This is a genomic window from Brachybacterium sp. GPGPB12 (genome assembly GCF_038396325.1).
In the GTDB taxonomy this organism is placed as follows: domain Bacteria; phylum Actinomycetota; class Actinomycetes; order Actinomycetales; family Dermabacteraceae; genus Brachybacterium; species Brachybacterium conglomeratum.
In genome coordinates this window covers 2,121,268-2,144,378 of the sequence record NZ_CP149573.1, presented here as the reverse complement: position 1 = coordinate 2,144,378, position 23,111 = coordinate 2,121,268, and the positions used below count along the sequence as shown (strand labels likewise).

19 protein-coding genes and 11 pseudogenes are annotated in these 23,111 nt (G+C 72.8%); 24 read left to right on the top strand and 6 right to left on the bottom strand.

Annotated features, from left to right (window positions below; translation table 11 throughout):
• Positions 1-10 precede the first annotated feature (10 nt).
• The 6 genes and pseudogenes from WKH84_RS12465 to WKH84_RS12440 all read left to right on the top strand — a co-directional run bounded on the left by WKH84_RS12465 (position 11) and on the right by WKH84_RS12440 (position 4,876).
• Entirely contained in the window at positions 11-373 is a 363-nt protein-coding gene (locus WKH84_RS12465; RefSeq protein WP_341853877.1) for a substrate-binding domain-containing protein, read from the top strand.
• Positions 374-667: 294 nt separating this feature from the next.
• Positions 668-2,056 (top strand): annotated as a pseudogene (locus WKH84_RS12460) (extracellular solute-binding protein).
• Positions 2,053-2,935 (top strand): annotated as a pseudogene (locus WKH84_RS12455) (sugar ABC transporter permease). Before WKH84_RS12460 ends, WKH84_RS12455 begins: the two co-directional pseudogenes overlap by 4 nt.
• Before the next feature lie 51 nt (positions 2,936-2,986).
• Positions 2,987-3,807 (top strand): annotated as a pseudogene (locus tag WKH84_RS12450) (carbohydrate ABC transporter permease).
• A gap of 45 nt (positions 3,808-3,852) precedes the next feature.
• Positions 3,853-4,587, top strand: a pseudogene (locus WKH84_RS12445) (glycoside hydrolase family 32 protein); the annotation flags it as partial.
• An 85-nt stretch (positions 4,588-4,672) separates the two neighbouring features.
• Positions 4,673-4,876, top strand: coding sequence for a hypothetical protein (locus WKH84_RS12440; RefSeq protein WP_341856886.1), 204 nt, complete (start codon positions 4,673-4,675; stop codon positions 4,874-4,876).
• Between the two features lie 733 nt (positions 4,877-5,609).
• On the opposite strand, the pseudogene WKH84_RS12435 reads toward WKH84_RS12440, so the two are convergent.
• The 3 genes and pseudogenes from WKH84_RS12435 to WKH84_RS12425 form a co-directional block, all read right to left on the bottom strand.
• Positions 5,610-6,724 (bottom strand): annotated as a pseudogene (locus WKH84_RS12435) (PLP-dependent cysteine synthase family protein).
• A gap of 117 nt (positions 6,725-6,841) precedes the next feature.
• Positions 6,842-7,381: a GNAT family N-acetyltransferase gene (locus WKH84_RS12430; RefSeq protein ID WP_341853876.1), complete on the bottom strand. Its 540-nt coding sequence runs from the start codon at positions 7,379-7,381 to the stop codon at positions 6,842-6,844.
• On the bottom strand, positions 7,369-7,764 hold the full coding sequence (locus tag WKH84_RS12425) for a hypothetical protein (RefSeq protein ID WP_341853875.1): 396 nt from the start codon (positions 7,762-7,764) through the stop codon (positions 7,369-7,371). The genes WKH84_RS12430 and WKH84_RS12425 overlap by 13 nt, the downstream gene beginning before the upstream one ends.
• 771 nt (positions 7,765-8,535) lie before the next feature.
• Between WKH84_RS12425 and WKH84_RS12420 the strand changes: the two genes are divergently transcribed.
• Positions 8,536-9,075: a hypothetical protein gene (locus WKH84_RS12420; RefSeq protein WP_341853874.1), complete on the top strand. Its 540-nt coding sequence runs from the start codon at positions 8,536-8,538 to the stop codon at positions 9,073-9,075.
• 28 nt (positions 9,076-9,103) lie between these two features.
• On the opposite strand, the pseudogene WKH84_RS12415 reads toward WKH84_RS12420, so the two are convergent.
• Positions 9,104-10,069 (bottom strand): annotated as a pseudogene (locus WKH84_RS12415) (aldo/keto reductase).
• Between the two features lie 256 nt (positions 10,070-10,325).
• Here WKH84_RS12415 and WKH84_RS12410 point away from each other — a divergent pair.
• The 8 genes and pseudogenes from WKH84_RS12410 (at position 10,326) to WKH84_RS12375 (ending at position 16,043) form a co-directional block, all read left to right on the top strand.
• Positions 10,326-10,475 carry a hypothetical protein gene (locus WKH84_RS12410; protein WP_341853873.1) on the top strand — a complete coding sequence of 50 codons (150 nt, stop codon included), beginning with the start codon at positions 10,326-10,328 and terminating at the stop codon, positions 10,473-10,475.
• Between the two features lie 73 nt (positions 10,476-10,548).
• On the top strand, positions 10,549-11,550 hold the full coding sequence (locus WKH84_RS12405) for a hypothetical protein (protein ID WP_341853872.1): 1,002 nt from the start codon (positions 10,549-10,551) through the stop codon (positions 11,548-11,550).
• A gap of 522 nt (positions 11,551-12,072) precedes the next feature.
• Positions 12,073-12,453, top strand: a complete 381-nt coding sequence (locus WKH84_RS12400; RefSeq protein ID WP_341853871.1) for a hypothetical protein — start codon at positions 12,073-12,075, stop codon at positions 12,451-12,453.
• Positions 12,454-12,573: 120 nt separating this feature from the next.
• Positions 12,574-13,476, top strand: a complete 903-nt coding sequence (locus WKH84_RS12395; protein ID WP_341853870.1) for an enoyl-CoA hydratase/isomerase family protein — start codon at positions 12,574-12,576, stop codon at positions 13,474-13,476.
• Positions 13,477-13,729: 253 nt separating this feature from the next.
• Positions 13,730-13,918 (top strand): annotated as a pseudogene (locus WKH84_RS12390) (3-hydroxyacyl-CoA dehydrogenase NAD-binding domain-containing protein); the annotation flags it as partial.
• A 97-nt stretch (positions 13,919-14,015) separates the two neighbouring features.
• A pseudogene (locus tag WKH84_RS12385) lies at positions 14,016-14,129 on the top strand (3-hydroxyacyl-CoA dehydrogenase NAD-binding domain-containing protein); the annotation flags it as partial.
• A gap of 161 nt (positions 14,130-14,290) precedes the next feature.
• Positions 14,291-14,773: pseudogene (locus tag WKH84_RS12380) on the top strand (3-hydroxyacyl-CoA dehydrogenase family protein); the annotation flags it as partial.
• Between the two features lie 313 nt (positions 14,774-15,086).
• The gene (locus WKH84_RS12375; RefSeq protein ID WP_341853869.1) at positions 15,087-16,043 is read left to right on the top strand and encodes a hypothetical protein; all 957 of its coding nucleotides are present in this window, start codon (positions 15,087-15,089) and stop codon (positions 16,041-16,043) included.
• Between the two features lie 187 nt (positions 16,044-16,230).
• Here WKH84_RS12375 and WKH84_RS12370 read toward each other — a convergent pair.
• A pseudogene (locus tag WKH84_RS12370) lies at positions 16,231-17,479 on the bottom strand (aminotransferase class I/II-fold pyridoxal phosphate-dependent enzyme).
• A gap of 68 nt (positions 17,480-17,547) precedes the next feature.
• Positions 17,548-18,129 (bottom strand): GtrA family protein, encoded by a 582-nt coding sequence (locus tag WKH84_RS12365; RefSeq protein ID WP_341853868.1) that lies wholly within the window; start codon positions 18,127-18,129, stop codon positions 17,548-17,550.
• Between the two features lie 271 nt (positions 18,130-18,400).
• Between WKH84_RS12365 and WKH84_RS12360 the strand changes: the two genes are divergently transcribed.
• The 9 genes and pseudogenes from WKH84_RS12360 to WKH84_RS12320 all read left to right on the top strand — a co-directional run bounded on the left by WKH84_RS12360 (position 18,401) and on the right by WKH84_RS12320 (position 23,104).
• Positions 18,401-19,201: a hydroxymethylpyrimidine/phosphomethylpyrimidine kinase gene (locus WKH84_RS12360; protein WP_341853867.1), complete on the top strand. Its 801-nt coding sequence runs from the start codon at positions 18,401-18,403 to the stop codon at positions 19,199-19,201.
• A 370-nt stretch (positions 19,202-19,571) separates the two neighbouring features.
• The gene (locus WKH84_RS12355) at positions 19,572-20,300 is read left to right on the top strand and encodes an amino acid ABC transporter ATP-binding protein (RefSeq protein WP_341856885.1); all 729 of its coding nucleotides are present in this window, start codon (positions 19,572-19,574) and stop codon (positions 20,298-20,300) included.
• A 173-nt stretch (positions 20,301-20,473) separates the two neighbouring features.
• Positions 20,474-20,824: a hypothetical protein gene (locus tag WKH84_RS12350; RefSeq protein WP_341853866.1), complete on the top strand. Its 351-nt coding sequence runs from the start codon at positions 20,474-20,476 to the stop codon at positions 20,822-20,824.
• Complete coding sequence (locus WKH84_RS12345) at positions 20,716-21,198, top strand: transporter substrate-binding domain-containing protein (protein WP_341856884.1); 483 nt, start codon at positions 20,716-20,718, stop codon at positions 21,196-21,198. The genes WKH84_RS12350 and WKH84_RS12345 overlap by 109 nt, the downstream gene beginning before the upstream one ends.
• Entirely contained in the window at positions 21,162-21,359 is a 198-nt protein-coding gene (locus WKH84_RS12340) for a hypothetical protein (protein ID WP_341853865.1), read from the top strand. Before WKH84_RS12345 ends, WKH84_RS12340 begins: the two co-directional genes overlap by 37 nt.
• 125 nt (positions 21,360-21,484) lie before the next feature.
• Complete coding sequence (locus WKH84_RS12335; RefSeq protein WP_341853864.1) at positions 21,485-21,757, top strand: ABC transporter permease subunit; 273 nt, start codon at positions 21,485-21,487, stop codon at positions 21,755-21,757.
• 147 nt (positions 21,758-21,904) lie between these two features.
• Positions 21,905-22,183: a hypothetical protein gene (locus tag WKH84_RS12330; RefSeq protein WP_341853863.1), complete on the top strand. Its 279-nt coding sequence runs from the start codon at positions 21,905-21,907 to the stop codon at positions 22,181-22,183.
• Positions 22,184-22,461: 278 nt separating this feature from the next.
• A pseudogene (locus WKH84_RS12325) lies at positions 22,462-22,581 on the top strand (amino acid ABC transporter permease); the annotation flags it as partial.
• A 64-nt stretch (positions 22,582-22,645) separates the two neighbouring features.
• Positions 22,646-23,104: an ABC transporter permease subunit gene (locus WKH84_RS12320; protein ID WP_341853862.1), complete on the top strand. Its 459-nt coding sequence runs from the start codon at positions 22,646-22,648 to the stop codon at positions 23,102-23,104.
• Positions 23,105-23,111: the final 7 nt, after the last annotated feature.

Sequence of the window (23,111 nt, the reverse complement as noted above, 5' to 3'; positions counted from 1 at the left end):
TGAAGGCGGGGTGGCAGATCGACGATGGCTACCGGGCCGCCGCCCGGCTGTTCGCGGGGAGGACCCGCCGACGGGTGTGTTCTGCATCCGTGACCGGGTCGCTGCCGGGGTGCTCCAGGCCGCGGCCGCGGCGGGCATCGCCGTTCCGGGGGATCTCTCGGTGATCGGCTTCGATGACGAGGACTTCTTCGCCGAGCGGCTCGTTCCGAAGCTCACGACGATCGCCCTGCCCCACGAGGAGATGGGACGCCGGGCGATGGGTGCGCTGTTCGCGCGACTGGAGGGCGAGGCGGCGGGCGACGATGCGGGTCTCGTGGTCGTCGAGTGCCCGCTCGTCGAGCGGGAGTCGGTGGGGATCGCTCGCGAGCGCTGACCTCGCTCGACGTCCGCTGCGCGGGCTGGTCGAGGTGGGACCGGTGGTGCTCCGGCCGGGTCTAGGCCGGCTCCGGGCTGGTCCCGGGCTGGGCGAACCGGTCCGCGTCATGGCTTCGGGGCGCTGACGCGGGATCAGGGTTGACACGTGTGAAAGCTGCGCTCCATACTGGTCTCGCACGACTTGGACACGTGTGAAAGCGGTGTGTCGGCGATGACGCCGGACAGCCGCATCGACTCGCACCTCCTCCCTCAACCCGCTTCGACTGTCCCGACTCTCGACGAAGAGGACCGCATGGCCAGCCCCTCCACCCTCACCCGCCGCGCCCTCCTCGGCGCCGGCGGCGCGGCGAGCCCTCGCGGGCACCGTCGCCGCCTGGCCCCGCCTCACCGGCGCCGACATCCCCGGCCGCGGCCAGGACGCCCTGACGATCCTGATCCTCGGCACCTCCCAGGACGCGCCCGGTCGCCAGGCGATCGCCGATGCGTTCATGGAGACCCACCCCGACATCCCTGTCCTGATCCAGTCCGTGCAGGCCACCGACTGGGGAGACTTCTTCGCGAAGATCCTCACGATGGTCGCCTCCGGCACCCAGCCCGACATCGTCTACACCGCGACCGAAGGCGCGCGCTCTTCGCCGAGCGCCTCGCGCGCCGCTGGACGACTACCTCCGCCGCGACGCGGAGGAGATGAAGGACTACTTCGAGGACGTCCACCCCAGCCTCATCGAGGCCTTCATGTACAAGGGCTCCCTCTACCAGCTCCCGCTCGACTTCAACGCCGCGAACATGTACCTCAACCTCGACGTGCTCGAGCGCAACGGGCTCGAGATGCCGGGGGAGGACTGGACGAAGGACGACTTCACCGAGCTGCTGCGCGGGATGAAGGGCGACGCCACCCCCTACTACTGGACCAATCGTCTCTTCGGCGGGATCGTGCCCTGGCTCTACGTCAACGACACCTCCTTCCTGATCGAGGAGCGGGCGAGCGGCGGCGAGGACTTCTGGTCCATCTTCTATCCGGGCGAGCAAAGGCTCCGGCGGTTATCTCTGGACCGGCTCCAATGCCACCGACGACCGCGTCCACGAGAGCTTCGAGCACCTGCGCGGCCTCGTCGGCGAGGGCCTCGCCGTGCGTCCCGAGGAGGGCGGCGGCAACACCCTCGTCGGCCTGTTCGCCTCCGGTCGCATCGGCACCACCCCCGCGGGCGGCTACTGGGTGCAGGGCCTCGCCGAGGGCGGCATGCGTCCCGAGCAGTACGACGTGCAGTTCTTCCCGCGCTGGAAGTCCCAGCGTCACCAGTTCGGAGGCGCCGGATACGCGGTCATGAAGACCACCGACAAGCCGGACCAGGCCTGGGAGTGGATCAAGTACACCGCCTCGAAGGAGGCGATGGAGCTCGCCTTCCCGACCCCGTCGACCACTCCGACCCGGCGCTCGATGGTGAACGACTCCCTGTACACCGGCATCGGTCCGGAGCACTGGTCACGCTTCTACGAGACCCTCGACCGCTTCCCGTCCACCGGTCCGATCCCCGCCCCGCCGCAAGAGGCCGCCGTCGAGACGGCGCTCATCCGCAATGTCTCCACCGCGCTGTCCGGCGGCCCCGACCAGGTCGCGCGGTCGCTCGCGGCTCTGGACGCCGACCTGCGCGCCGTCTTCTCCGAGGAGGACCCCTCATGACCGCCGATCGCGACAGCGCCCTGCTGCGTTGGCTCTTCCTCGCCCCGACGATGCTCGGCATCGGCATCTTCGTGGTGTCGCCGATCGTCGGCTCGCTCGCTCTCGCCTTCTTCCGCTGGGACATCATCACCTCCCCGCAGTTCGTGGGGCTGGAGAACTTCGCCGACCTCGCCACCGACCGCACCGTCGGCATCTCCTTCCTGAACACCGCCGTGTTCGTCATCGTCGCGGTCGCCGCCCAGCTCGTCATCGCGATGCTTGCTCGCGGTGCTGGTCAGCTCCCGGATGCCTCCGTGGCTGCGAGTGTTCTTCCGCTCGACCTTCTTCTTCCCCCTCGTGCTGTCCGCGGCGAGCGTCTCGATCCTCATGAAGTACCTGTTCAACGAGAGCTACGGCGTCATCAACTGGCTGCTCTCGCTGGTGGGGATCCCGGCCGTGCCCTGGCTGACCAGCCCGCAGTGGGCCATGGTCGTGGTGATCGCGGTGTACGTGTGGCAGAACTTCGGCTTCTCGTTCCTGCTCTTCATCGGCGGTCTGAGCTCGATCCCCACCGAGATCTACGAGGCCGGCTCCATCGACGGGGCGACCGGTTGGCGCCAGTTCCGCCATCTCACCCTGCCGCTGGTGAGTCCCACCGTGCTGGTCGCCTCGGTGATGGCGATCATCTCCGCGCTGCAGGTCTTCGACCAGCCCTACGTGCTCACGCGCGGCGGGCCGGGCGACTCCACCCGCACGGTCGTGATGGTCATCTACGAGAGCGCCTTCCGCGAGCTCGAGTTCGGGCGTGCCAGCGCGATCGGCCTGGTCCTCATGGTCCTGATCATGCTCGTCACCGCCGCCCAGTTCCGCCTCGCCCGACGCTTCGTCTTCTATCAGTGAGTCGCGCTCCCGCCGTCGCGAGCGCCCCTGTCCCCGTCCGGAAGGACCCCGATGACACGCCGCCTGCCCGCCCTCGCCAAGTACTCCGCCCTGTTCGTCGCCGCCGTGCTCACCCTCGGTCCGGTGTGGTGGACGTTCACCACCTCGCTCCGGCCCGCCGCGGAGTCCTTCAGCCTCCCCCGAGCTTCTTCCCCACGTCACCGGACTTCTCGAGCTACACCGCGGTGTTCGAGCAGATCGCGGTGCCGCCGCTGGTGCTCAACAGCGCCCTGGTCACGGGCGTCGTCGCGATCGGGCAGATGCTCACCGCCGCGATGGCGGGATACGTCTTCGCCCGTATGGAGTTCCGCGGCAAGAACGCCCTGTTCGCGATCGTGCTGTCGACGATGATGGTCCCGGTGCAGGTCACGATCGTGCCGGTGTTCATGATCATCCGCGGCATGGGGCTCTCCGACACGCTGCTCGCGCTGATCCTCCCCGCGATCCCCACCGCCTTCGGGACCTTCCTGATGCGCCAGTACTTCCTGGGGCTCCCACTGGAGCTGGGGGAGGCCGCGGCGCTCGACGGCGCGAGCCCCTGGCGCACGTTCTTCTCGATCTATGCGCCGCTGGCGCTGTCCGGCATGGCGATCGTGGGCGTCCTCGCCTTCAACTACCACTGGAACGAGTTCTTCCGCCCGCTGATCTTCATGATCTCCGAGCAGAACTACACCCTGCCGCTCGGCCTCGTGACCCTCCAGGGCAACCTCGGCACGGGTTCGATCTCGGTCGTGCTGGCAGGCGTGATCCTCTCGATGGTGCCCGCCGTGGTGGTGTTCCTCTTCGGACAGCGCTATCTGCGAGAGGGCCTCACCGCCGGGTCCTCGAGATGACCTGCCCTGCCTGATCCCGGCCCGATCCGGAACCTTCCCCGCCTCATGTCCCTCCCGACCAGGAACGAGCACCCCATGACGGACCCCCACCTGCCCGCCCTCCACCGTGTCCACCCGCGCGGCTGGATCAACGACCCCAACGGCATCCACCGCACGGCCGACGGGCGCTGGCACGTCTTCTTCCAGTACAACCCCGACTCTGCCCGGCACGAGCTCATCCACTGGGGCCACATGTCCTCCCCGGATCTGGTGAGCTGGCGCGAGGAGCCGCTGGGCCCCGTGCCCCGCCCGGGAGAGGCCGACCAGGGCGGTCGCTGGAGCGGCGTCGGACTCCTCGACCACTCGCCCGACGCGAGCGCCGCCGAGGGTGCCGAGCTGTCCGCCGGACCCGTCGCCGGCGGGCCCGGTGCTCCTGCCGTCCCCACTCTCGTCTACTCCGGGGTCGACGGGATCGAGAACCAGCTCGCCCGCGTGCTCGTCACCCGCCTCGATGAGAGCGGCACCGAGCTGGTCCGCACCGGCGTGGTCGCCGCCGAGGTGCCCGAGGTGCCCGGACTGATCGGGATCCGCGACCCCTTCGTGTTCACCTACGGCGGGAAGCGCTGGGGGATCCAAGGCGCCGGGGTGCGCGAGGGCGGTCGCTTCGTGCCGACGCTGCTGCTGTACTCGTGCGAGGACCTCGAGACCTGGGAGCTCGTCGGCACGCTGCTGCACGGGGACGACCCTGTCGCCGCCGAGCACTCGCCCGCCGACCTCTGGGAGTGCCCGCGGCTCGTGCCCGTCGGCGGGCGCTGGGTGCTTGCTGCTGTCCCGCTGGGGGCACCCTTCCACCCACGAGCGCTCCACCCTCCAGGTCGACTACCTGGTGGGGGACCTCGTCGATGGCCCGGACGGCGCGCCGCGCTTCGCTCCGACCGCCGGGGGGCAGGTCGACATCGGTCCCGACTTCTACGCACCCCAGGCCGTCGTCGACGCCGAGGGCGGCCGGGTGCTGCAGTGGGGCTGGTCATGGGAGGGGCGCAGCGCGCCCAGGAGCAGACCGACGCCCAGGGCTGGGCCGGAGCGCTGACCTTCCCGCGGAGCCGCGGCTCGACGGGGAGGAGCCGCGCGCCGCGCCGGTCCCGGAGCCGCGCGCGCCGCGCGGGCCGAGGCGCGCCGCTGGAGGCGGCGGACGACGTCGACGTGCCCGTGGCCACCGGGGCCGGCGGCACTGTCGAGCTCCTGCTCGAGACTCCCGCGCGGGCCGAGGTGCGCACTCGCGGGGCCGTCACGGTCGAGATCCTCGGGGCCGACGGCACTGCGCGCGAGGTTCTCTCGGCCGATGACGGACCCGCGACGCTGTTCCTCGACGCGAGCCTCCTCGAGCACCTCCCGGACGCGGCGTCCCCGTGCACTCTGCGCTTCTATCCGTCAGACGGCGATCGGGTCCGCGTGCGCGGAGCGCTCTTCGAGGCGTGGGCGCTCGAGCCGCCCGAGCGCTGAGCCTCCCGCCGCGGCATCCCGAGCGCCGCCGGGTCCGGTTCCCCCGATCCGAGGCCCGGGACCGTCGGTGGCATGGTCGGTCACGGGCGTCTGGCGTACCTCTATGCCTATATAGGCATAGAGGTACGCCCTGCGCCAGTAGTCGACCATGCTCTGCGGCCGCGGCCGCGGGCGCGGGCGCGGGCTGCGGGCTGCGGGCTGTGGGCTGTGGGCTGTGGGCTGTGGGCTGGGGGCTGGGGGCTGAGGGGTGCGGGCTGAGGGTTGCAGGGTGCCTGGAGCTGAGTGCGACCTGGCCCTCCGCGGGCGGGGTGGGCCGGGTGTCAGCGCACCCCGAGCGGCGGCAGCTTCGTGAGCGCGTCGCGCCAGTGCGCGAGGTCCCAGCCCTGCGCGGCGACCCAGTCGTCGTCGAAGTAGGTGTCGGTGTAGCGGTCGCCCGGATCGCACAGCGGCGTCAGCACCGAGCCGCTCTCGCCCCTCTCGCGCATCTGCGTGATCAGCGCGCCGCGGCGATGAGGTTCGTGCCGGTCGAGGCGCCGACGCGCCGCCCGAGCACCTCGGAGAGATGTCGGGCCGCGGCGACCGAGGCGGCATCCGGCACCCGGATCATCCGGTCCACGACCCCGGGCACGAAGCTCGGCTCGACCTGCGGGCGGCCGATGCCTTCGATCCGCGAGCCGGACCCGGTGGTGAGCTGCGGATCCTCCTGCACCCATCCGGGGAAGAACGCGGAGTTCTCCACGTCCGCGACGCACAGGGAGGTGGGCAGGGACCGGTAGCGCAGCAGGCGTCCGAAGGTCGCGCTGGTCCCGCCGGTCCCGGCGCCGACCACGATCCAGCGCGGCACCGGGTGCGGCTCCAGCTCGAGCTGGGCGAGGGCGCTGACGGCGATGGAGTTGTTGCCGCGCCAGTCGGTGGCGCGCTCGGCGTGGGTGAACTGGTCCAGGAAGAGCCCGCCGAGCTCATCGGCCAGGCGCCGCGCCTCCCGGCTCATGTCCGCCGCGCCGTCGACGACGTGGCACCGCCCGCCGGCGAACTCGATCAGCGCGATCTTCCGCGCGCTCGTGCCGCGCGGGACCACGGCGACGAAGGGGATGTCGAGCATCCGCGCCACATGCGCCTCACTCACCGCGGTCGAGCCCGACGACGCCTCGACCACCGGCATCCCCGGCCGCAGCTGGCCGTTGACCAGCGCGAACAGGAACAGCGAGCGGGCCAGTCGGTGCTTGAGGCGCCCGGAGGAGTGGGTCGTCTCGTCCTTGAGGTAGAGCTGGATGTCCCAGTCCTCGGGCAGGTCCAGGCGCACCAGGTGGGTGTCGGCGCCGCGGCGCCCGTCGGCGTCCAGGCGGTGGATCCGCTCGGCGACCCAGGCCCGCAGGTCCTCGTCGCTGCGGTCGACGTCCTGCAGGGGGTCGGGCCAGCGCGCATCGATGGTCATGGGGAGACCGTACCGAGTCGGGTGTCGGGGGCAGGACGGGCGCGGTGGATCTTCGCCTGTGTCGGTCTACGACCCGGGCACGGCCGGCCGAGGCGGCGGGTGGGCCGGCGGGCGGGGTCAGGCGTGGCCGGCGACTGCCCCGGTGTCGCCGGGCCGCGTCCCGCTCTGCTCCCGCGGCTTCTCGACCGTGTCGGCGGGGGTCGCGTCCTGTCGAAGGGCGGCGGGACCGCCCATGCCGCACGAGCCCTTCCAAGGCTGGTGGGCCGTCCGGGACCCGCGCGAGACGGCCGGGCGGAAGGACGGCGCGCCGCTCAGGGTGTGCGCGCCCCGAAGGTGAGGCGGCGCCGCAGTTCGAAGCCGAGCTTCTCGTAGCCCGCGATCGCGGCGGTGTTCGCGGCGGAGGCGTGCAGCGAGCGCCCTGTCACCGCGGCGCTGGATGTGGTGGGCGACGTCGAGCACGAGGCGGGAGGCGAGACCCTGCCGGCGATGGTCGGGATGGACCGCGACCGCGCTGATCTCGGTCCAGCCCTCGGGGTGGAGGCGCTCGCCGGCCATCGCGATCAGCTGTCCGTCCCGCCGGATCCCCACGTAGCGGCCCATCTCGTGCGTGCGCGCCTCGAAGGGGCCGGGCCTGGTCCGCGCGATCAGATCGAGCATATCGTCGGCGTCGGCCGCTCCGAGCTCGACCGCCTCCGGCTCGGGGCGCGGGGCGAGGCGGTCGGTCTGGACGAGCCGCACGCCCGGGATCTGGAACTCCGGCGCCCAGCCAGCCGGCGCAGCGGATCGGCGTGGGAGACGGAGACGACGGCGTCGTGCCCGAACACGTCCAGGATCGCGTCCCACACGTCGGGGTGCTCCCAGTCGCGCACTCCCACGAAGGGGGAGACGTCCTCCGGATAGCGCGGCACGTGCTCGTTGCCGATCGCGAGCGCCCGGTGGGCCCCGGTGAGCGAGGACCAGGCGGGGTTGTCGAGCACCGGATGCTCCGCGTCCGAGGGGGCGTCGGCGCTCCCGACGTGGGGCTTTTCGTCCAGTGGCATGCGGTGACCTCGTGCGGCGGAGCGGGCGTGACCGGGCCACGCTACTCCCGACGGGGCATCGGGTGCGCGGCTCTGTCACTCCGCGTGAACGGCGCGGGCCGGCGGGGCCCGGGGGTGATGGGGCGCGGCCGACGAGGGCGATGCCCACCCTTTCGTGATACAAGGCGAGTTGTCATTGAGGTAAAGGGATCGTAAAGTCATCGCCGAGCGGTCCTCGCGACCGCGACCCGGACGGCCGTTGCGGAGCGCACGGCGACGGGGAACCCCAGGGGAGGCCGGGATGTCGAGGACAGTGGCGGCGAGGACAGCAGGGGTGGGTGCGGCGGTGTCGGGGGACACCGGGGCACGAGGGGATCGCCGCGGGACGCGGCGGCGCGGAGGGGCGTCCCTCGCGGCGCCGCTCGCCGCCGGTGCGGCGCTGGCGGGTCGCGGCACGTCCGCGCCCGAGGCGGCTGACGCCGAGGACCCGGAGCCGGTCGCGATCCCGGCCCCGGCCGAGCCGGAGCAGGACGGCGCGGCGGCGGACGACGCGGCGGGGAACGCCTCCGGCTTCGTGACGACCGCTGGCGACCAGGGCGAGGGCGACCAGGGCCAGGGGCAGAAGAGCGATGGTCGGGCCGATGACGGCGGCGACCAGGGCCAGGACGACGATGGCCAGAGCGGCGACGACCAGGGCGAGGACGCCCCGGGCCCGTCCGCGGCAGACCTGCCCGCCTCGTGGGCCGGCACCTACTCGGCCGAGAGCCTTCCTCTCGGCGCGGGTATCTCGTCGTGCAGAACCTCTACGGCGAGCACCGCGGGGCCACGTCCATGGAGGCCTCCGACATCGCCGGCCAGGAGTTCTTCGCGAGCAGCGGAGCGACCTGCGAGGGCGCGGCGACCCTCGCCGGCGACACCGCCGACTGCGTCCTGCCCGGCGACGGCCGAGGCATGGGAGAGCAGACCGCCGTCGTCCACCTCGTCCCCGCGGCGCTCGGCGCGACCTCGCTGCTCGTCGAGGTCGGCGTCACGGACGGCCTCGCCGTCGCCGAGGCCCCGCAGGGCATCGGCGGCCTGAGCGCGGCGATGCCGAGCGAGGTCACTCTGGAGGAGGTCGAGGGCGCCATGGTCACCGCGGTGATGATGGCCGACAGCCCCGAGGGTCCGCTGCCCGAGGAGCTCGACGCGCGATGCGAGCCGCGCGACGGCGGCCGGCACGCGCTGTGCGAGATCGTCGGCACCCCCGACGGCGGCGGCGACGGCGGCTGGTACGGCACGCTGCAGCCCGGCTACGGCAACTACGTCGTAATCGCCACGAAGTCGCCCGCCTGACCTGACACCGCCGGGCCGCCGGCGCCGCTCAGGCGAAGGGCGCTGAGGCCTCGTCCAGGGCGGCGACGTCCTGCGCGGAGAGCTCGAGAGCGGTGCCTGCGAGGAGGGCGGGCAGCCTGCTCGGGCGTGCTCGCCGAGGCGATCGGGGCGGTCGTGCCCTTGGCCAGCGACCAGGCGATCGCGACGGACGCCGGCTCCGCGTCGTGCGTCGCGGCGACCTCGGTGAGCACGTCCACCACGGCCAGGGCGTCCTCGGTGAGCTGGTCCTGGACCATGCCCTTGCGGGCGCGGCCCTCGAGGTCCTCCTTCGTGCGGTACTTGCCGGTCAGCAGGCCGGAGGCGAGCGAGAAGTAGGGCATGACGGCCGCGTCGAACTCGCGCGCGATCGGGGCGTAGTCCTTCTCGTACGCGGCGCGGGCCAGCAGGTTGTAGTGCGGCTGGATAGCGACCGGCACGGTGAGGCCCTCGCGGGTCGCGACCTCGAACCACTCCCGCATCCGCTCCGGCGAGTAGTTCGACAGGCCCAGGTGGCGCACCCTGCCGGAGCGGACCAGGCCGTCGCCGATCCGCACCTGCTCCTCGATCGAGACCGCCTCGTCGTCGTAGTGGGCGTAGTACAGGTCGATGCGGTCGGTGCGCGACCGCTCGAGCGACTCGTCCAGCGCCGCCTCGACGTTCGCGGCCGACAGGCCCGTGCGCGACGGCTTCGCGCCGACCTTGGTGGCCAGCACGATCTCCTCGCGATTCCCGCGCGCCTCGAACCATTCGCCGAGCACCGTCTCGGAGTCGCCGCCCTCGCTGCCCTCGGCCCAGGCGGCGTAGACGTCGGCGGTGTCGATGAAGCGCCGCCGGCGGCGACGAAGGCGTCCAGCACGGCGAAGGACGTCTCGCGGTCCGAGGTCCAGCCGAAGGTGTTCCCGCCGAGGTTCAGCGGGAGCACCTCCAGGTCGGTGCGGGGCAGACGGGTCAGGGATGCGGTCGGAGCAGAGGTCATGGAGCACTCCTCGTGGCGGGGTGGGGCCGGGTCCGTCCGCGCCCATCGGCTCTCGGGTCGCGGGCGCGGCGGTGGCCGGCCGGTGCGCCCACCACGCTAGCGCGTCTCCCTGACCGGCGACAGAGCCCGTCCGACGGGCGAGGCGCGAGAGGAGCTCGACGCGGTTCTCCTCGCTCACCCCTGTCCCGGGGAGGTCGACTACCGTGGCCGTGCCCGCCCCGCCGGGCCTCGACCAGCCCCGGAAGGAGCACGGCACGTGCCGAACGCCCAGGACCCCAGCGGCCCGGACCCAGACCGCCGCGCATCCCGCCGCCCGGCCCCGAGGGCCGTCGCGCTGGTGCCGCTCGGGATCATCCTGCTCCTCTCGATCGGAGCGTACGCGCTGGTCACCGCCTGGCTCGGCTGAGCCCGCGGTGCCGTCGCCGGCAAGGGCCTGCGACCCCCGCCGCTCCGTCGTGCCCGTCCTCTAGGCTCGATGCATGAGCACGGGACGGGGGACGCCCTCCGACTACGACTGGGAGGACGGCGCCGACGCGCCGGACGCCTCCGACCCGTCCGCGCGCACCCCCGCCGACCCCGCCGCGCCGCCCGCGCTTCCCCGTCGGGGCGCACGCGCCATCCCGTCGCGCGACCTCACGGCCGACGTCTCCGCCTGGTCCGGGACGGGGGCCGAGCCCGACGCGACCGGTGCGGCCTCCGAGGAGCCCTCCGGCATCCCCGACGGCCTCTTCGACACCCCCGCCGAGGGCCCCTACGGCGCGCCGTCCTTCACCGACGACGCCCCGGAGGAAACGCCCGACGAGGAGCGCCGCGACGGACGCCTGCCCGCCTGGGCCATCCTCGCCATGGTCGCCGTGCAGGGCGCGGCCGCCGTCGCGATCGTCGCCCTCGTGCTGGGCGCCGGGCAGAACCTGCTCGGCGGCGGGGCGGCGGACCCGTCGGCCGCGCCGCCCTCCGCGCCCGCCACCCGCTCCGCCCCGCCCGCGCAGACCGAGCGCCCGCGCGAGCCCGGCACCGTCCTCGACGCGCAGGGGCGCGAGGTCACCGACGGCACCGGCGGCTACGACCGGCCCGCGACCGTCGGCGAGCACTCCGTCGCCTGGAGCGTCTGGACCGGCGGGACGCTCAGCGTCACCCCGCTGGCGGTCGACCTCGACGCGACCCTGCCCGGCGCGAGCGGCGAGGGCGCCATCCAGGAGGGCTATCGCCTGGTCCTGGTCGAGTACGAGGTGCGCTACGACGGGACCGGGCATCTCGCACCCGCCGAGGAGCTGTGGCTGACCGGTGAGTCCTCGCGCACCTACTTCCCGGACGTCGGCGAGGGCCTCGTCCCCGACCCGATGAAGCGCATCACCCCGCTCGCCGACGGGGCCAGTGCCCGCTTCCACAGCGCCTTCGTGGTGCCCGAGGCGGAGATGGAGAGCTTCCGGCTCGGGGTCGAGACGTTCAGCGGAGAGGTCCTCTACTTCGCGACCACCTGAGCGCGCCGTCGGCGGGTGGTCGCCGGCCGCCCGGGCGCCGGCGCGTCGGCCGCGAGCCGGGGACTCGCAGACCGGAGGGGCGTGGGACGGAGGGGCGGGCCGGAAGTCGCCGGCCAGGTGATGGGGGCCGCGTGCGCTAGCGTGAGGGTGCCCCGCGCAGGGGCGCGCACCGCACCGGGGGAGGGGCGGCGACGGCCGCGGAGCGGCGCGCCGCAGGAGGAGTCGACATGCGGCCCGCGCCGCCCACCCAGCCGCTGCCCGAACACCGCCCCCGCACCTCCTTCTACGTCGCGGTCGCCGCCGTCTCGATGATCGCGGGCCGCTCTCCTCGGCGTCGGCGGCTTCTTCGGGATCCGGGCGCCGCAGGGCCCGCCCTCCTCAGGCGCGGAGGAGGTCGCGACGGAGCAGACCGTCCCCGAGGGCGGCGAGGTCATCGCCGAGGCCCCCGTCGGCCCCGACGAGGCGGTAGCGCACGACGCCGTCGTCCCCTTCGAGCCGACCGAGGACAGCGGCCGCGTCGACGTGCGGATCACCGCTGTGGACTGGGACGCGACCGAGGAGATCCGGGAGACGAACTCCCTCAACGACGAGCCGGCCGAGGGGATGAAGAACATCATGGTCACCTTCGAGGGGCGCCATCGCGGGCAGAAGCCCTTCGCCACCTACGGCGGCCACTGGATCGACGTCACCTACGTGGCCGCCGACGGCACCGAGTACAAGAACGGCGCCCAGGTCACCCCGCTCTACGACGAGATCTCGCAGAAGGAGACCGCCGTGCCGACGGACGAGATCCTCTCCCAGCAGGCCTTCGTGGTTCCCGAGGAGATCCAGGGCGACGGGCACTTCGTGCTCACCCAGCGCGCTGGCGATGTCCAGGAGGGCATCTGGCTCCGCGCGAGCTGAGGTGGTCGGACGGAGCGGCCCCGGTGGACACCCGGCCCCGACCTGGGGCATGATCTACCTGAAACCCGCAGTATCAGACAACTGTGCGGCACTCGACGACGAGAACGCGAAAGGCCCCTGATGAGCAGCTATACCGAGCACGTCACCCGAGTCGTCACGGAGGATCGCGAGCACCCCGGACTCGGCACCGTGGCCGTTCTAACCTTCGCCCCGCCGGAGGGCGAGGAACGCCGCCCCGCGACCCTCGGCCCCCGCTCCATCGACGCCGTCACCGGCGCGATCGCCGCCGCGCTCGACCGCGCCGAGGCCGGGGAGATCCGTGCGATCGCCCTGACCGGCACCGGCCGCACCTTCCTCGCCGGCGCCGACCTGTCGATGTTCGCCGACCCCACCGCCGCCGAGAACGTCCGCGCGATGACCCGCGCCGCCCACGACCTGCAGGTCCGCGTGCGCACCAGCCCCGTCCCGATCCTGGCCCACCTCAACGGCGTCGCCCTCGGCGGCGGCCTCGAGGTCGCGCTCATGGCCGACGTGCGCACCGCCGCCCCCGGCGTGCGCGGCATCGGCCTGCCCGAGACCAGCCTCGGCATCCTCCCCGGCTGGGGCGGTACGACGCTGCTGCAGTCCGTCGTCGGCGCGGAGACCGCTGTGCGGATGATCCTCGAGGACCCCGCCCGCGACCGCCAGCTCACCGCCGAGAAGGCCCAGGAGGCCGGGCTCGTCGACGAGATCGCCGCCGACCTCGACGAGGCCCTCGAGCAGTTCGCCGCCCTGGTCGCCGCCCACGTCGACGTCGACGAGACCGACACCGACGTGGTCGACCCCGCCGTCGTCGGCGAGACCGCTCCGGCCGAAGCGGCCGGCGCCTGGGGCGGGCGCGCCCCTGCCCTGCCCGCCGCCGACTCGCCCGAGGCCGAGGAGCCGCTGGACGCGCTCGACGCCCCGCACAGCCCCGCCGAGACCCGCCGCGCCTGGGCGCGCGGCTCGAGGCGCAGGGCGCCCCCGCCGTCGGCCGCGCCCTGATCCTGCTGCAGCAGCTGCCCGGCTCCACCCTCGAGGACGCCCTGACCCGCGAGGGCGACGCGCTCGCCGAGCTCGTCCGCAGTGATGCCGCCTCCGCGTCCCTCTACTCCGCCGAGCCGCTGCGCCGCGGCAAGCCCGGCCGTACCCCGGTCGAGGGCGCGCGGGAGATCACGCGCGTCGGCGTCGCCGGCGCCGGGCTGATGGCCTCCCAGATCGCGGCGCGCTCGCGCTCGGCTTGAAGGTCCCCGTCGTCATGCGCGACCTCGACGAGGCCATCGCCGAGAAGGGCCTGGCCGCCGCCCGCGACGTGATCGCCCAGACCGCCGCCCGCGGACATCTCGACGAGCAGACCGCGACCGCGATCGCCGAGAACCTCTCCGCCACCACCGACCTGCAGGAGCTCGCCGGCTGCGACCTCGTGATCGAGGCGGTGCCGGAGGTGCTCGCGATCAAGAAGTCCGTCTTCGCCGAGCTCGAGGGCGTCCTCGCCGAGGACGCGCTCGCTGGTCACCAACACCTCCTCGCTCTCCGTGTCGAAGATGGCCGAGGACCTCGCCCGCCCCGAGCGGGTCGTCGGCCTGCACTTCTTCAACCCCGTCGCGAAGATGCCGCTGGTCGAGGTGATCCACACCGAGAAGACCGACGAGCAGACCCTCGCCACCGGTCTCGAGGTGGTGCGCCGCCTGCGGAAGTTCGCGGTGCGCAGCGCCGACGCGCCCGGCTTCATCGTCAACCGACTGCTCTTCCGCGTGCTCGGCGGCGTGCTCGCCTCCTCGACGCCGGCGCAGACCCGACGGAGGTCGACGCCTCCCTCGACGCGCTCGGCATGCCGATGCGACCCTTCGAGCCGCTGGACCTGGTGGGGCTCGGCGTCGCCGACCATGTGGGCCAGGTGCTTGCGCGAGGAGCTCGGCGACCGCTTCCACGCCTCGCCCGGGCTCGGCGTCATGGCGCAGGGCGGCGTCCACTTCACCGAGCGCAGTCGCGGCTCCGTGCACCCGCCGGTCTCCCCGACGGTCGCGCAGGTCTTCGGCGAGGGCGAGCGCCCCGCCGGCATCGAGCCGCTGGTCGGCGAGGCGCCGCTGGAGAAGGTGCGGGCCGGCCTGGCCGAGGAGATCCAGCTGATGATCGAGGAGGGCGTGGTCGAGCGACCCGAGCAGGTGGACCTCGCGCTGATCCTCGGCGCGGGCTTCCCCGCCACCGCGGCGGGATCACCCCCTATCTCGACGCCTCCGGTGCCTCCGAGCGCACCACCGGCGCCGCCTTCCACGGGGAGCGGTTCACCGCGGGGCGCTGAGCCCGGTCCCGACGGGGCGGCCGACGCACGCCGACGTGCGCGGTCGCTCCGTCCCGTCGCGGGGTATAGCAGGTGAGGACGACGCGGGGTGACCGTCGACGGGAGCGCACGACGGTTCCGCCCGGCATCGTGACCCGACTGCGACATGACGGATGCTGAACGGAGCCTGGACGCGCTCTACGATGACGCGGACGGACCCGCGCAGGTTCGTGCAGAGCTTGTCCCGCCAGCAGAGAGGGGTCGGCGCCGCGGCCGGCGCCGGAACGGACCATGTCGCAGCCACCGCAGAACCCGTGGAGTCAGCCCCCGTCCGATGACCAGTACGGGCAAGCAGTCCGCGAACGCCGGCTACGGGCAGGGACCACAGCCCTATGGCCAGCAGCAGGGCTACGGCGAGGAGGGGTACGGGCAGCAGGGCTTCGACCAGCAGGCGTACGGCCAGGGCTCGCCGAGCGGTGCTTACGGGCGACCCTCGCCGAACTCCGGCTACGGTCAGGACCCGCAGGGCTGGGCCCAGGCGCCGGCCTCCGCGCCTGCCTTCGGGGCCGACGGCCAGCGACCTCACGCCCAGCACGCCGAACCGCCGAAGAAGTCCTCGAAGACGCCGCTGCTCATCTGCGCGGGCTGTGCGGTGCTCGCCCTGATCGTGCTCCTCGTCGGCGGCGGCATCTTCCTGTTCACCCGCGACGGCGGGGAGCCCACGGACGACCGGACCACCTCGGAGCAGGCCACCACCGAGGACGGCGAGGAGCCGACCGAGGAGGACGCCACGACCGAGGAGGCCACCTCGGAGGAGGCGACGACCGAGGCCGCCGCCGACGGCAAGGGCACCAAGGACGCCCCGTACGCGATCGGCGAGAAGTTCACGCTCGACGATGGCGGCGGCGGCACGCTCGAGGTCGTCATCGGAGAGGTGGATTGGGATGCGACCGATGCGGTCATGGAAGCCAGTTCGGCCAACGAGCGGCCCGGCGAGGGCGAGACCTACATCCTCGTCCCCGTGTCGATGACGTACCACGGTGACGGCTCTGCGGAGCCGGGCTACTTCGCCCTCACGGCCGACTACGTGGGCGAGAGCGGCGACACCTTCAGCGACGAGGGCACCCTGACCCCGCAGAGCTGGCTCGACACCGGAACGCTCCATGATGGCGACACCGGCGAGTGGCAGTACGGGATCATCATCCCCGAGGACCAGGCGAAGACAGGCGGCTTCACCGTCTCGACGCTGATGAACTTCAGCGCCGACCCCGTCTGGGTCAAGGCCTCCTGAGGCCCGCCCGCGACCACGACGGCCCGCCCGCCCCCGGAGCTCTCCGGGCGGCAGGCGGGCCGTCGGCCGTACGGGGCCGGACCGTCGGCCGCGCATGCCCGGGCGACGGGCCGGGAGCGCCGTCAGCACGGGCCGGCGTCGGAGCGCGACCGGGTCGGCGGCGTCGACCCACCGGGCCGTCGACCACTCAGCGGCGGGGCGCCGCCCAGCTCTCGAGCCGCTCCAGCGCCTGCTCGATCGTCGCGCGCGACTTGCAGAAGGCGAGCCGCAGATGGGACGAGGCGTCGCCCGCCTCGCCGTCGCGGTAGAAGGCCGACAGCGGGATCGCGACCACCCCGGCCTCCTCGGGGAGGCGCTCGGCCAGGGCGCGGGCGTCGCGCTCGCCGAGCGGGCCCGCGTCGGCGACGGTGAAGTATCCGGCCTCCGGCACGCTCACCCGGAAGCCGATCCGGCGCAGCCCGTCGGTGAGCAGGTCGCGTCGTGCGCGCAGGTCGGCGGCGAGGTCGTGGAAGACCGTCGGATCCATACGCGCCCGGCGGCGACCGCGGGCTGGAAGGGAGCGCCCGAGGCGTAGGTCAGCCACTGCTTGACCCCGGTGATCGCGGTGATCAGCTCGGGCCGCGCCGTGATCCAGCCGATCTTCCACCCGGTCACGGCGAAGGTCTTGCCCGCCGAGGAGATCGAGATCGTGCGGTCCTGCGCCCCGGGCGCGTCGCCGGCGGCAGATGGGCGGGGCCGAAGGTGAGGTGCTCGTAGACCTCGTCGGTGACGATCAGCGCATCGTGCCGCTCCGCCTCCTCGACGATCGCCTGCGCCGCCTCCACCCACAGCATCAGTCCGGTGGGGTTGTGCGGCGTGTTCACGAGCACCAGGCGGGCGCGCTCGGAGAACGCCGCGCGCGGCGCGTCCCGGTCCACGTCCAGCACCAGGTCCCCGTCGTCGGCCGCCGAGCCGGTGTCTGTGGCGGAGCCCGGCCGGGAGGTGATCGGGACGGTGCGGTGCACGCCGCCCGCGAGCGCGATCAGCGCCGCGTACTGGTCGTAGAAGGGCTCGAGGGTGATCACCTCGTCGCCCGGCTCGACCAGCGCCAGGATCGTCGCGGCCAGCGCCTCCGTCGCCCCGGTCGTGACCAGCACCTCCGTGGCGGGGTCCCAGCGCAGTCCGTACCAGCTCGCCTGGTGCTCGGCCACGGCCTCGCGAAGCTCCGCCTCGCCCGCACCCGGCGGGTACTGGTTGCGGCCGCGCCGGATCGCGTCGATCGCCGCCTCGGCGACCAGCGCGGGCGGATCGTCGTCGGGATAGCCCTGCCCGAGGTTCAGCGCGTCGTGGGCGGCGGCCTTCGCCGACATCTGCGCGAACACGGTGGGACGGGCCTGCCCGCCCACGAGCAGGCCGGCGCTGGCGGCGGCACGGGTCCAGGGACCGGAGGTGTTCATGGGTCCGAGTCTCTCAGAGCTGCGGAGCGGTGCGGCAGCGATCGCCGGGGTGACGAGCGGCCCGATGCTCATCGGCGGGGGAAGACCAGCCGCCCGTAGGTGACGTAGCGGAACGAGGTCGAGACGATCTGGCCGATGAAGGTGCCGGAGATGTTGTCCGCGAGCGGGGAGTCCAGCCCCAGCACGTACCGCGAGAAGGCCAGGCAGGCGAGCTGCAGTCCCGTCGCGATCACGTTGACCAGGATGAACAGCATGATCGAGCGGGTCGTGTCGGGACGGGGGCGGTCCCCGAAGGTCCACAGCCGGTTGCCCAGATAGGTCAGGCACGAGGCGACCGCGATCGTGAGCACCTTCGCCGTGAGCGGGTCGCCGTGCATGATGCCCTCGCCCCAGCCCTGCGCGGGATGCCAGAACACCAGCAGGTTGTACATCGCGGCGTCCAGCAGGAACACCAGACCGCCGACGACCAGGAACTTCAGCGTCGAGCGGAGGTGATCGTCGACCAGCGCGCCGGCGCGGCCACGGAGGGTGCGGTGGGTCCCGGCCGACGTCGCGGGGGAGTGCTCGGCCGTCCCGTCCTCGGACAGGGAGGTGTCGCGGAGCGTGGTGGACGGAGCGCCGCGCCCCGTCGTCTCGTCCGGCGACAGCACGCCCGGCACTGTACCGGACCCGGTACCATCGTGGACCTGCCGCAGCGACGGGTCGGCGGCGCCGCACGCGGCGCCCGGCCCTGGGAGCGCGCGGCACCGACCGCTGCGACGGGCGGCACCTCCGAGAGGTGCGCCGGCCCTGGGAGCGCGCGGTCACGTCGCCCGACGACGTCCGTCCCGGACGGCACCCGTCACGAGGCGGAGCCCGTCGGCCCCCCGCGCCGCGGACCGCCCCGGCGACGCCGACGCACACACCACGAGAAAGGCCCCCATGACTCACGTCGCCCTGACCATCGCCGGCTCCGAGGCCTCCGGAGGTGCCGGTGCCCAGGCGGACATCAAGACATTCCACCAGCTGGGCACCTTCGGCGCTGCGGCGCTGACCTGCATCGTCTCCTTCGACCCGAAGGACGACTGGAGCCACCGCTTCGTGCCGCTGGAGCCGCGGCTGATCCTCGACCAGATCGAGGCGAGCACCGCGGTGCACGACATCGACACCACGAAGATCGGCATGCTCGGCACCCCCGCCACGATCGAGACCGTCGCCGGCGCTCTCGCCGAGCGCTCCTTCAGGAACGTCGTTCTCGACCCGGTGCTGATCTGCAAGGGCAACGAGGGCGGCTTCGCCCAGGACACCGACGACGCGCTGAAGGCGAAGATCCTGCCGCTGGCCACCTTCGTCACCCCCAACCACTTCGAGACCCTGGCGCTCTCCGGCATGGAGAGCATCGAAACGGTCGAGGAGCTGGCCGAGGCCGCGAAGCGCATCCACGAGGCCTTCGACGTGATCGTGCTGGCCAAGGGCGGGGTCGTGCTCGAGGGCGAGGACGCGGTGGACGTGTTCTACGACGGCGACCAGACCGTCGAGCCGCGCGCCCCCAAGATCGGCCAGGAGCGCGTCAACGGCGCCGGCCGCACCCTCGCCGCCGCCGTCACCGCCGAGCTCGCCAAGGGAGCCACCCCGCTCGAGGCGGCCCGGACCGCGAAGGCCGTGGTCACCAGCTCCATCGAGAACCGCCAGAAGGGCCACACCCCCTTCGACTCCGTCTACCAGGGCAAGTACCAGGGCTGACGGGTCCCGGGGCCGGGCAGGCGGATCGCCGCGCCGGGCCGCGTCGAGCCGCGTCGGGCCGCGGCGGGCAGAGCAGTTCGGGTCGGATGACCGACAGGGCGCTCGGCCGCGGCCGCGGCGTGGTGATACGCGGCCGCGCGCGGGGAGACGGGCCCGGAGCGGGCGGAGGAGCCGTGGGAGAGGTCCAGCAGACGGTCCCGGAACGGTCACGAATGCATCCCGACATCCGATCAGCGCTCCCCTCATGTGGACAGATGTCGCCGGGGGAAGCATTCTCGGAGCATGAACGAGCGCACCACGCCGCCCGACGCCGACGTCGCGGGGCAGGACCCGACCCGCCCCGAGGGGGGCTCCCCGCACCGGCGAGCCCCTGATCTCCGTGCGCGGCGTCGACAAGCTCTTCGGCGACTTCCAGGCGCTGAAGGGCATCGACCTCGACATCCACCGCGGCGAGGTCGTCGCCCTGATCGGCGCCTCCGGCTCCGGGAAGTCGACCCTGTGCCGCCGCCTGAACCGGCTGGAGACGATCACCTCCGGTGAGATCACCATCGACGGGGAGCGGGCGCCCGAGGAGGGCCGGGAGCTCACCCGCCTGCGCGCCGACGTCGGCATGGTGTTCCAGAGCTTCAACCTCTTCCCGCACCTCAAGGCGATCGACAACGTGACCCTCGGCCCGCGCAAGGTGCGCGGCGTGCCCAAGGCCGAAGCGGACCAGCAGGCGATGGAGCCGCTGGAGCGCGTGGGCCTCGCCGACAAGGCGAACTCCCTGCCCACCGCCCTCTCCGACGGTCAGCAGCGGCGCGTCGCGATCGCCCGCGCGCTCGCCATGAAGCCGAAGGCGCCGCTCTTCGACGAGCCGACGTCGGCCCTGGACCCCGAGGTGATCAACGAGGTCCTGGACGTCATGGCGGAGCTCGCGGAGGCAGGGATGACGATGCTCGTGGTCACCCACGAGATGGGCTTCGCCCGACACGTCTGCGACCGCGTGGTCTACATGGACGCCGGCGAGATCGTCGAGGAGGGCGAGCCCGAGCAGTTCTTCACCGCTCCCCGCAGTGACCGCGCCAAGGCCTTCCTGTCCAAGATCCTCGCGCACTGACCCCGATGTCCGCACCCCCTCCCGCACACCCCGACCCCCGCTCCGTCCGGAGCGCACGCAGAAACCGGAGAGACCCATGAACCCCACGAGCTTCCGCCCTCGCCGCCGGGCCGTCGTCGCCGCGGCGGCCGCCCTGCCCCTGGTGGGCCTGGCCGCCTGCGGCTCCGACACCGGTGACGGTCCCGACCTCGGCGAGCGGCGGCTCCGACGGCGGCGGCGAGGGGTCGGCCTTCGCCGACGTGATCGCCTCCGGCCCCGTCGCTGCCGATGATGCCGTCGCCGGCGGCGCCTGGGCCGCCGCGATCAAGGAGAAGGACCAGCTGATCCGCGGCGGCACCGTCGCCAACCAGGTCTTCTCCCTCGCCTCGACCACCGGCGGGCGCCCACCGGCTTCGACGCGGGCATCACCCAGCCGCTGGCGAAGTACATCCTCGGCGAGGGCGGCGAGGAGAAGGTCGAGTACATCGACACCACCGTCGAGACCCGCGAGACGCTGGTGCAGAACGGGACCGTGGACTGCGTGATCGCGACCTACTCGATCACCCCCGAGCGCCTCGAGGTCATCGACTTCGCCGGCCCCTACTACCTCTCCGGCACCGCGGTCCAGGTCCGCACGGAGGACGCGGAGTCTATCTCCGGGCCCGAGGACCTCACCGGCAAGAAGGTGGTCACCCAGGCGAACTCGACCGGCATCCAGGCCGCGGAGGAGTTCATCCCGGACTACGACGCCTCCCTCGTCCAGACCCTCCCGGACAACGAGTCCTGCGTCGCCGCGCTCAAGCAGGGCCGGGCCGACGCCTACGTGCTCGACCAGGGCGTCTTGCGCTCGGCAACTCCGCCGCGGACCCCGAGGTCACCGTCGTGGGCGAGCCTTTCGTCGACGACCCCTACGGCGTAGGCCTCGCGAAGGATGCCGAGGGCGCGGTCGACTTCGTGAACACGTTCCTGCAGGAGATCATCGACTCCGGCGCCTGGGAACAGCTGTGGACCGCCACGATCGGCGAGGTCATGGACACCGAGGCCCCCGAGCCGCCCACCCCCGGCGACCTCCCCTCCTGATCGGCTGAGCCGCCCGGCCGACGGGCGGGCCGCCGGCCCGGCGGCCGATGAGCCGCCCGCAGGCAGGCCGCCGGCCCGTCGGCCGTCCCTGATCCCCAGTCCCCGATCGCACCGAGAGGCCCCAGATGGACGCCATCCGCGAGAACATCCCGCTGCTGCTGCAGGGCATCGGGACGACCGTCGCCCTGACGGTGCTCGGCTACGTGTTCGCGCTCGTCGTCGGCACCGTGATGGCGGTGGCGAGGGTCAGCCCGATCCCGCCGCTGCGCTGGGCGGCGACCGTGTACGTCGAGATCTTCCGCAACATCCCGCTGCTGAGCCTGCTGATCCTCATCTCCTTCGGCCTGCCGGACGTGGGTCGCGCCTGCCCTACTTCTGGTGCGGCGTGCTGGGACTGACGCTCTCGTCGGCCGCGTTCGTGTGCGAGAACGTGCGCTCGGGCATCAACACCGTGCCCGTCGGCCATGCCGAGGCGGCCCGATCGATCGGGCTCGGGTTCTTCGGCACGCCGCGCTACGTGGTCGCCGCCGCAGGCGTTCCGGTCCATGGTGCGACCGCTGGTCAACGTATTCATCGGCACCGTGATCGGCTCGGCGCTGTGCTCGGCGATCGCGGTGCAGGAGGTCACCTGGGTGACGCAGACGCTGAACATCCGCTACGCCCAGGCGGTGCTGATGTTCCTCATCGCCGGCGCCGTCTATCTCGTCCTCTCCCTCGGCGGTGCGGCGATCGGCGGGGCGATCGAGCGGGCCGTGTCCCCGGGCGGTCGCGACCGCTCGCGCGCGAGCAAGGCGCTCGACGTGACGGCAGGAGCCCAGGCATGATCGCGCGTCGACGAACTGCGAGGAACGAGCGGGAGGAGATGCGCTCGATGGGTTCCGCGCGTCGACGAACTGCGAGGAACGAGCGGGAGGAGATGCGCTGATGAGCACGAGCGCCACCCAGGTCCTCTTCGACGCGCCCGGTCCGAAGGGTCGTCGGCGCATCCTGCTGCTGTCGGTCCTCAGCGTGGTCGCGATCCTCGCGGCCGCTCGCCGGGGCGCTGTGGCAGTTCCAGTCCAACGGCCAGCTCGATCCGGGCAAGTGGATCGTCTACCTGCGGGTGGACTACCTCGCCTTCCTCGGCCAGGGCCTGTGGGGAACCCTCAAGGTCACGGCGCTCGCCGCCGTGGTCGCCTTCCCGCTCGGCCTGCTGCTGGCCCTGGCGCGCCTGTCCCGCTTCCGGGTGCTGAGCACGCTCGCAGCGGTGTGGATCGAGTTCTACCGCGGCATTCCGATGCTTGCTGGTGGTCTACGCGTTCCTGCTGGCCCTGCCCGCCTTCGGCGTGACCTTCCCGCGGTTCTGGATGCTGGTGATCCCGATGATCCTCGTCTCCTCCGCCACCACGGCCGAGGTGTTCCGCGCCGGGATCAACGCCGTGGACCGCGGACAGCACGAGGCGGCCGCCGCGATCGGGCTCTCGCGCCGCGATGCGATGACCTCCGTGATCCTGCCGCAGGCGGTGCGCCTGGTGCCGCCGAGCCTCATCCTCGCCCTGGTCACGCTGCTGAAGGACTCCACGCTCGGCTACGTGGTCAGCTACAACGAGCCGCAGTTCCAGGGCAAGACGCTCGTGTCGATCACCCGCTATCTCGTGCAGACCTACCTGGTGGTCTCGGTGATCTACATCGTCATCAACTTCCTGCTCACCCGGATCGCTCTCGCGCTGGACGCGCGGATGAAGGCCCGCGCGGCCGCGGGCTGAGCGCAGA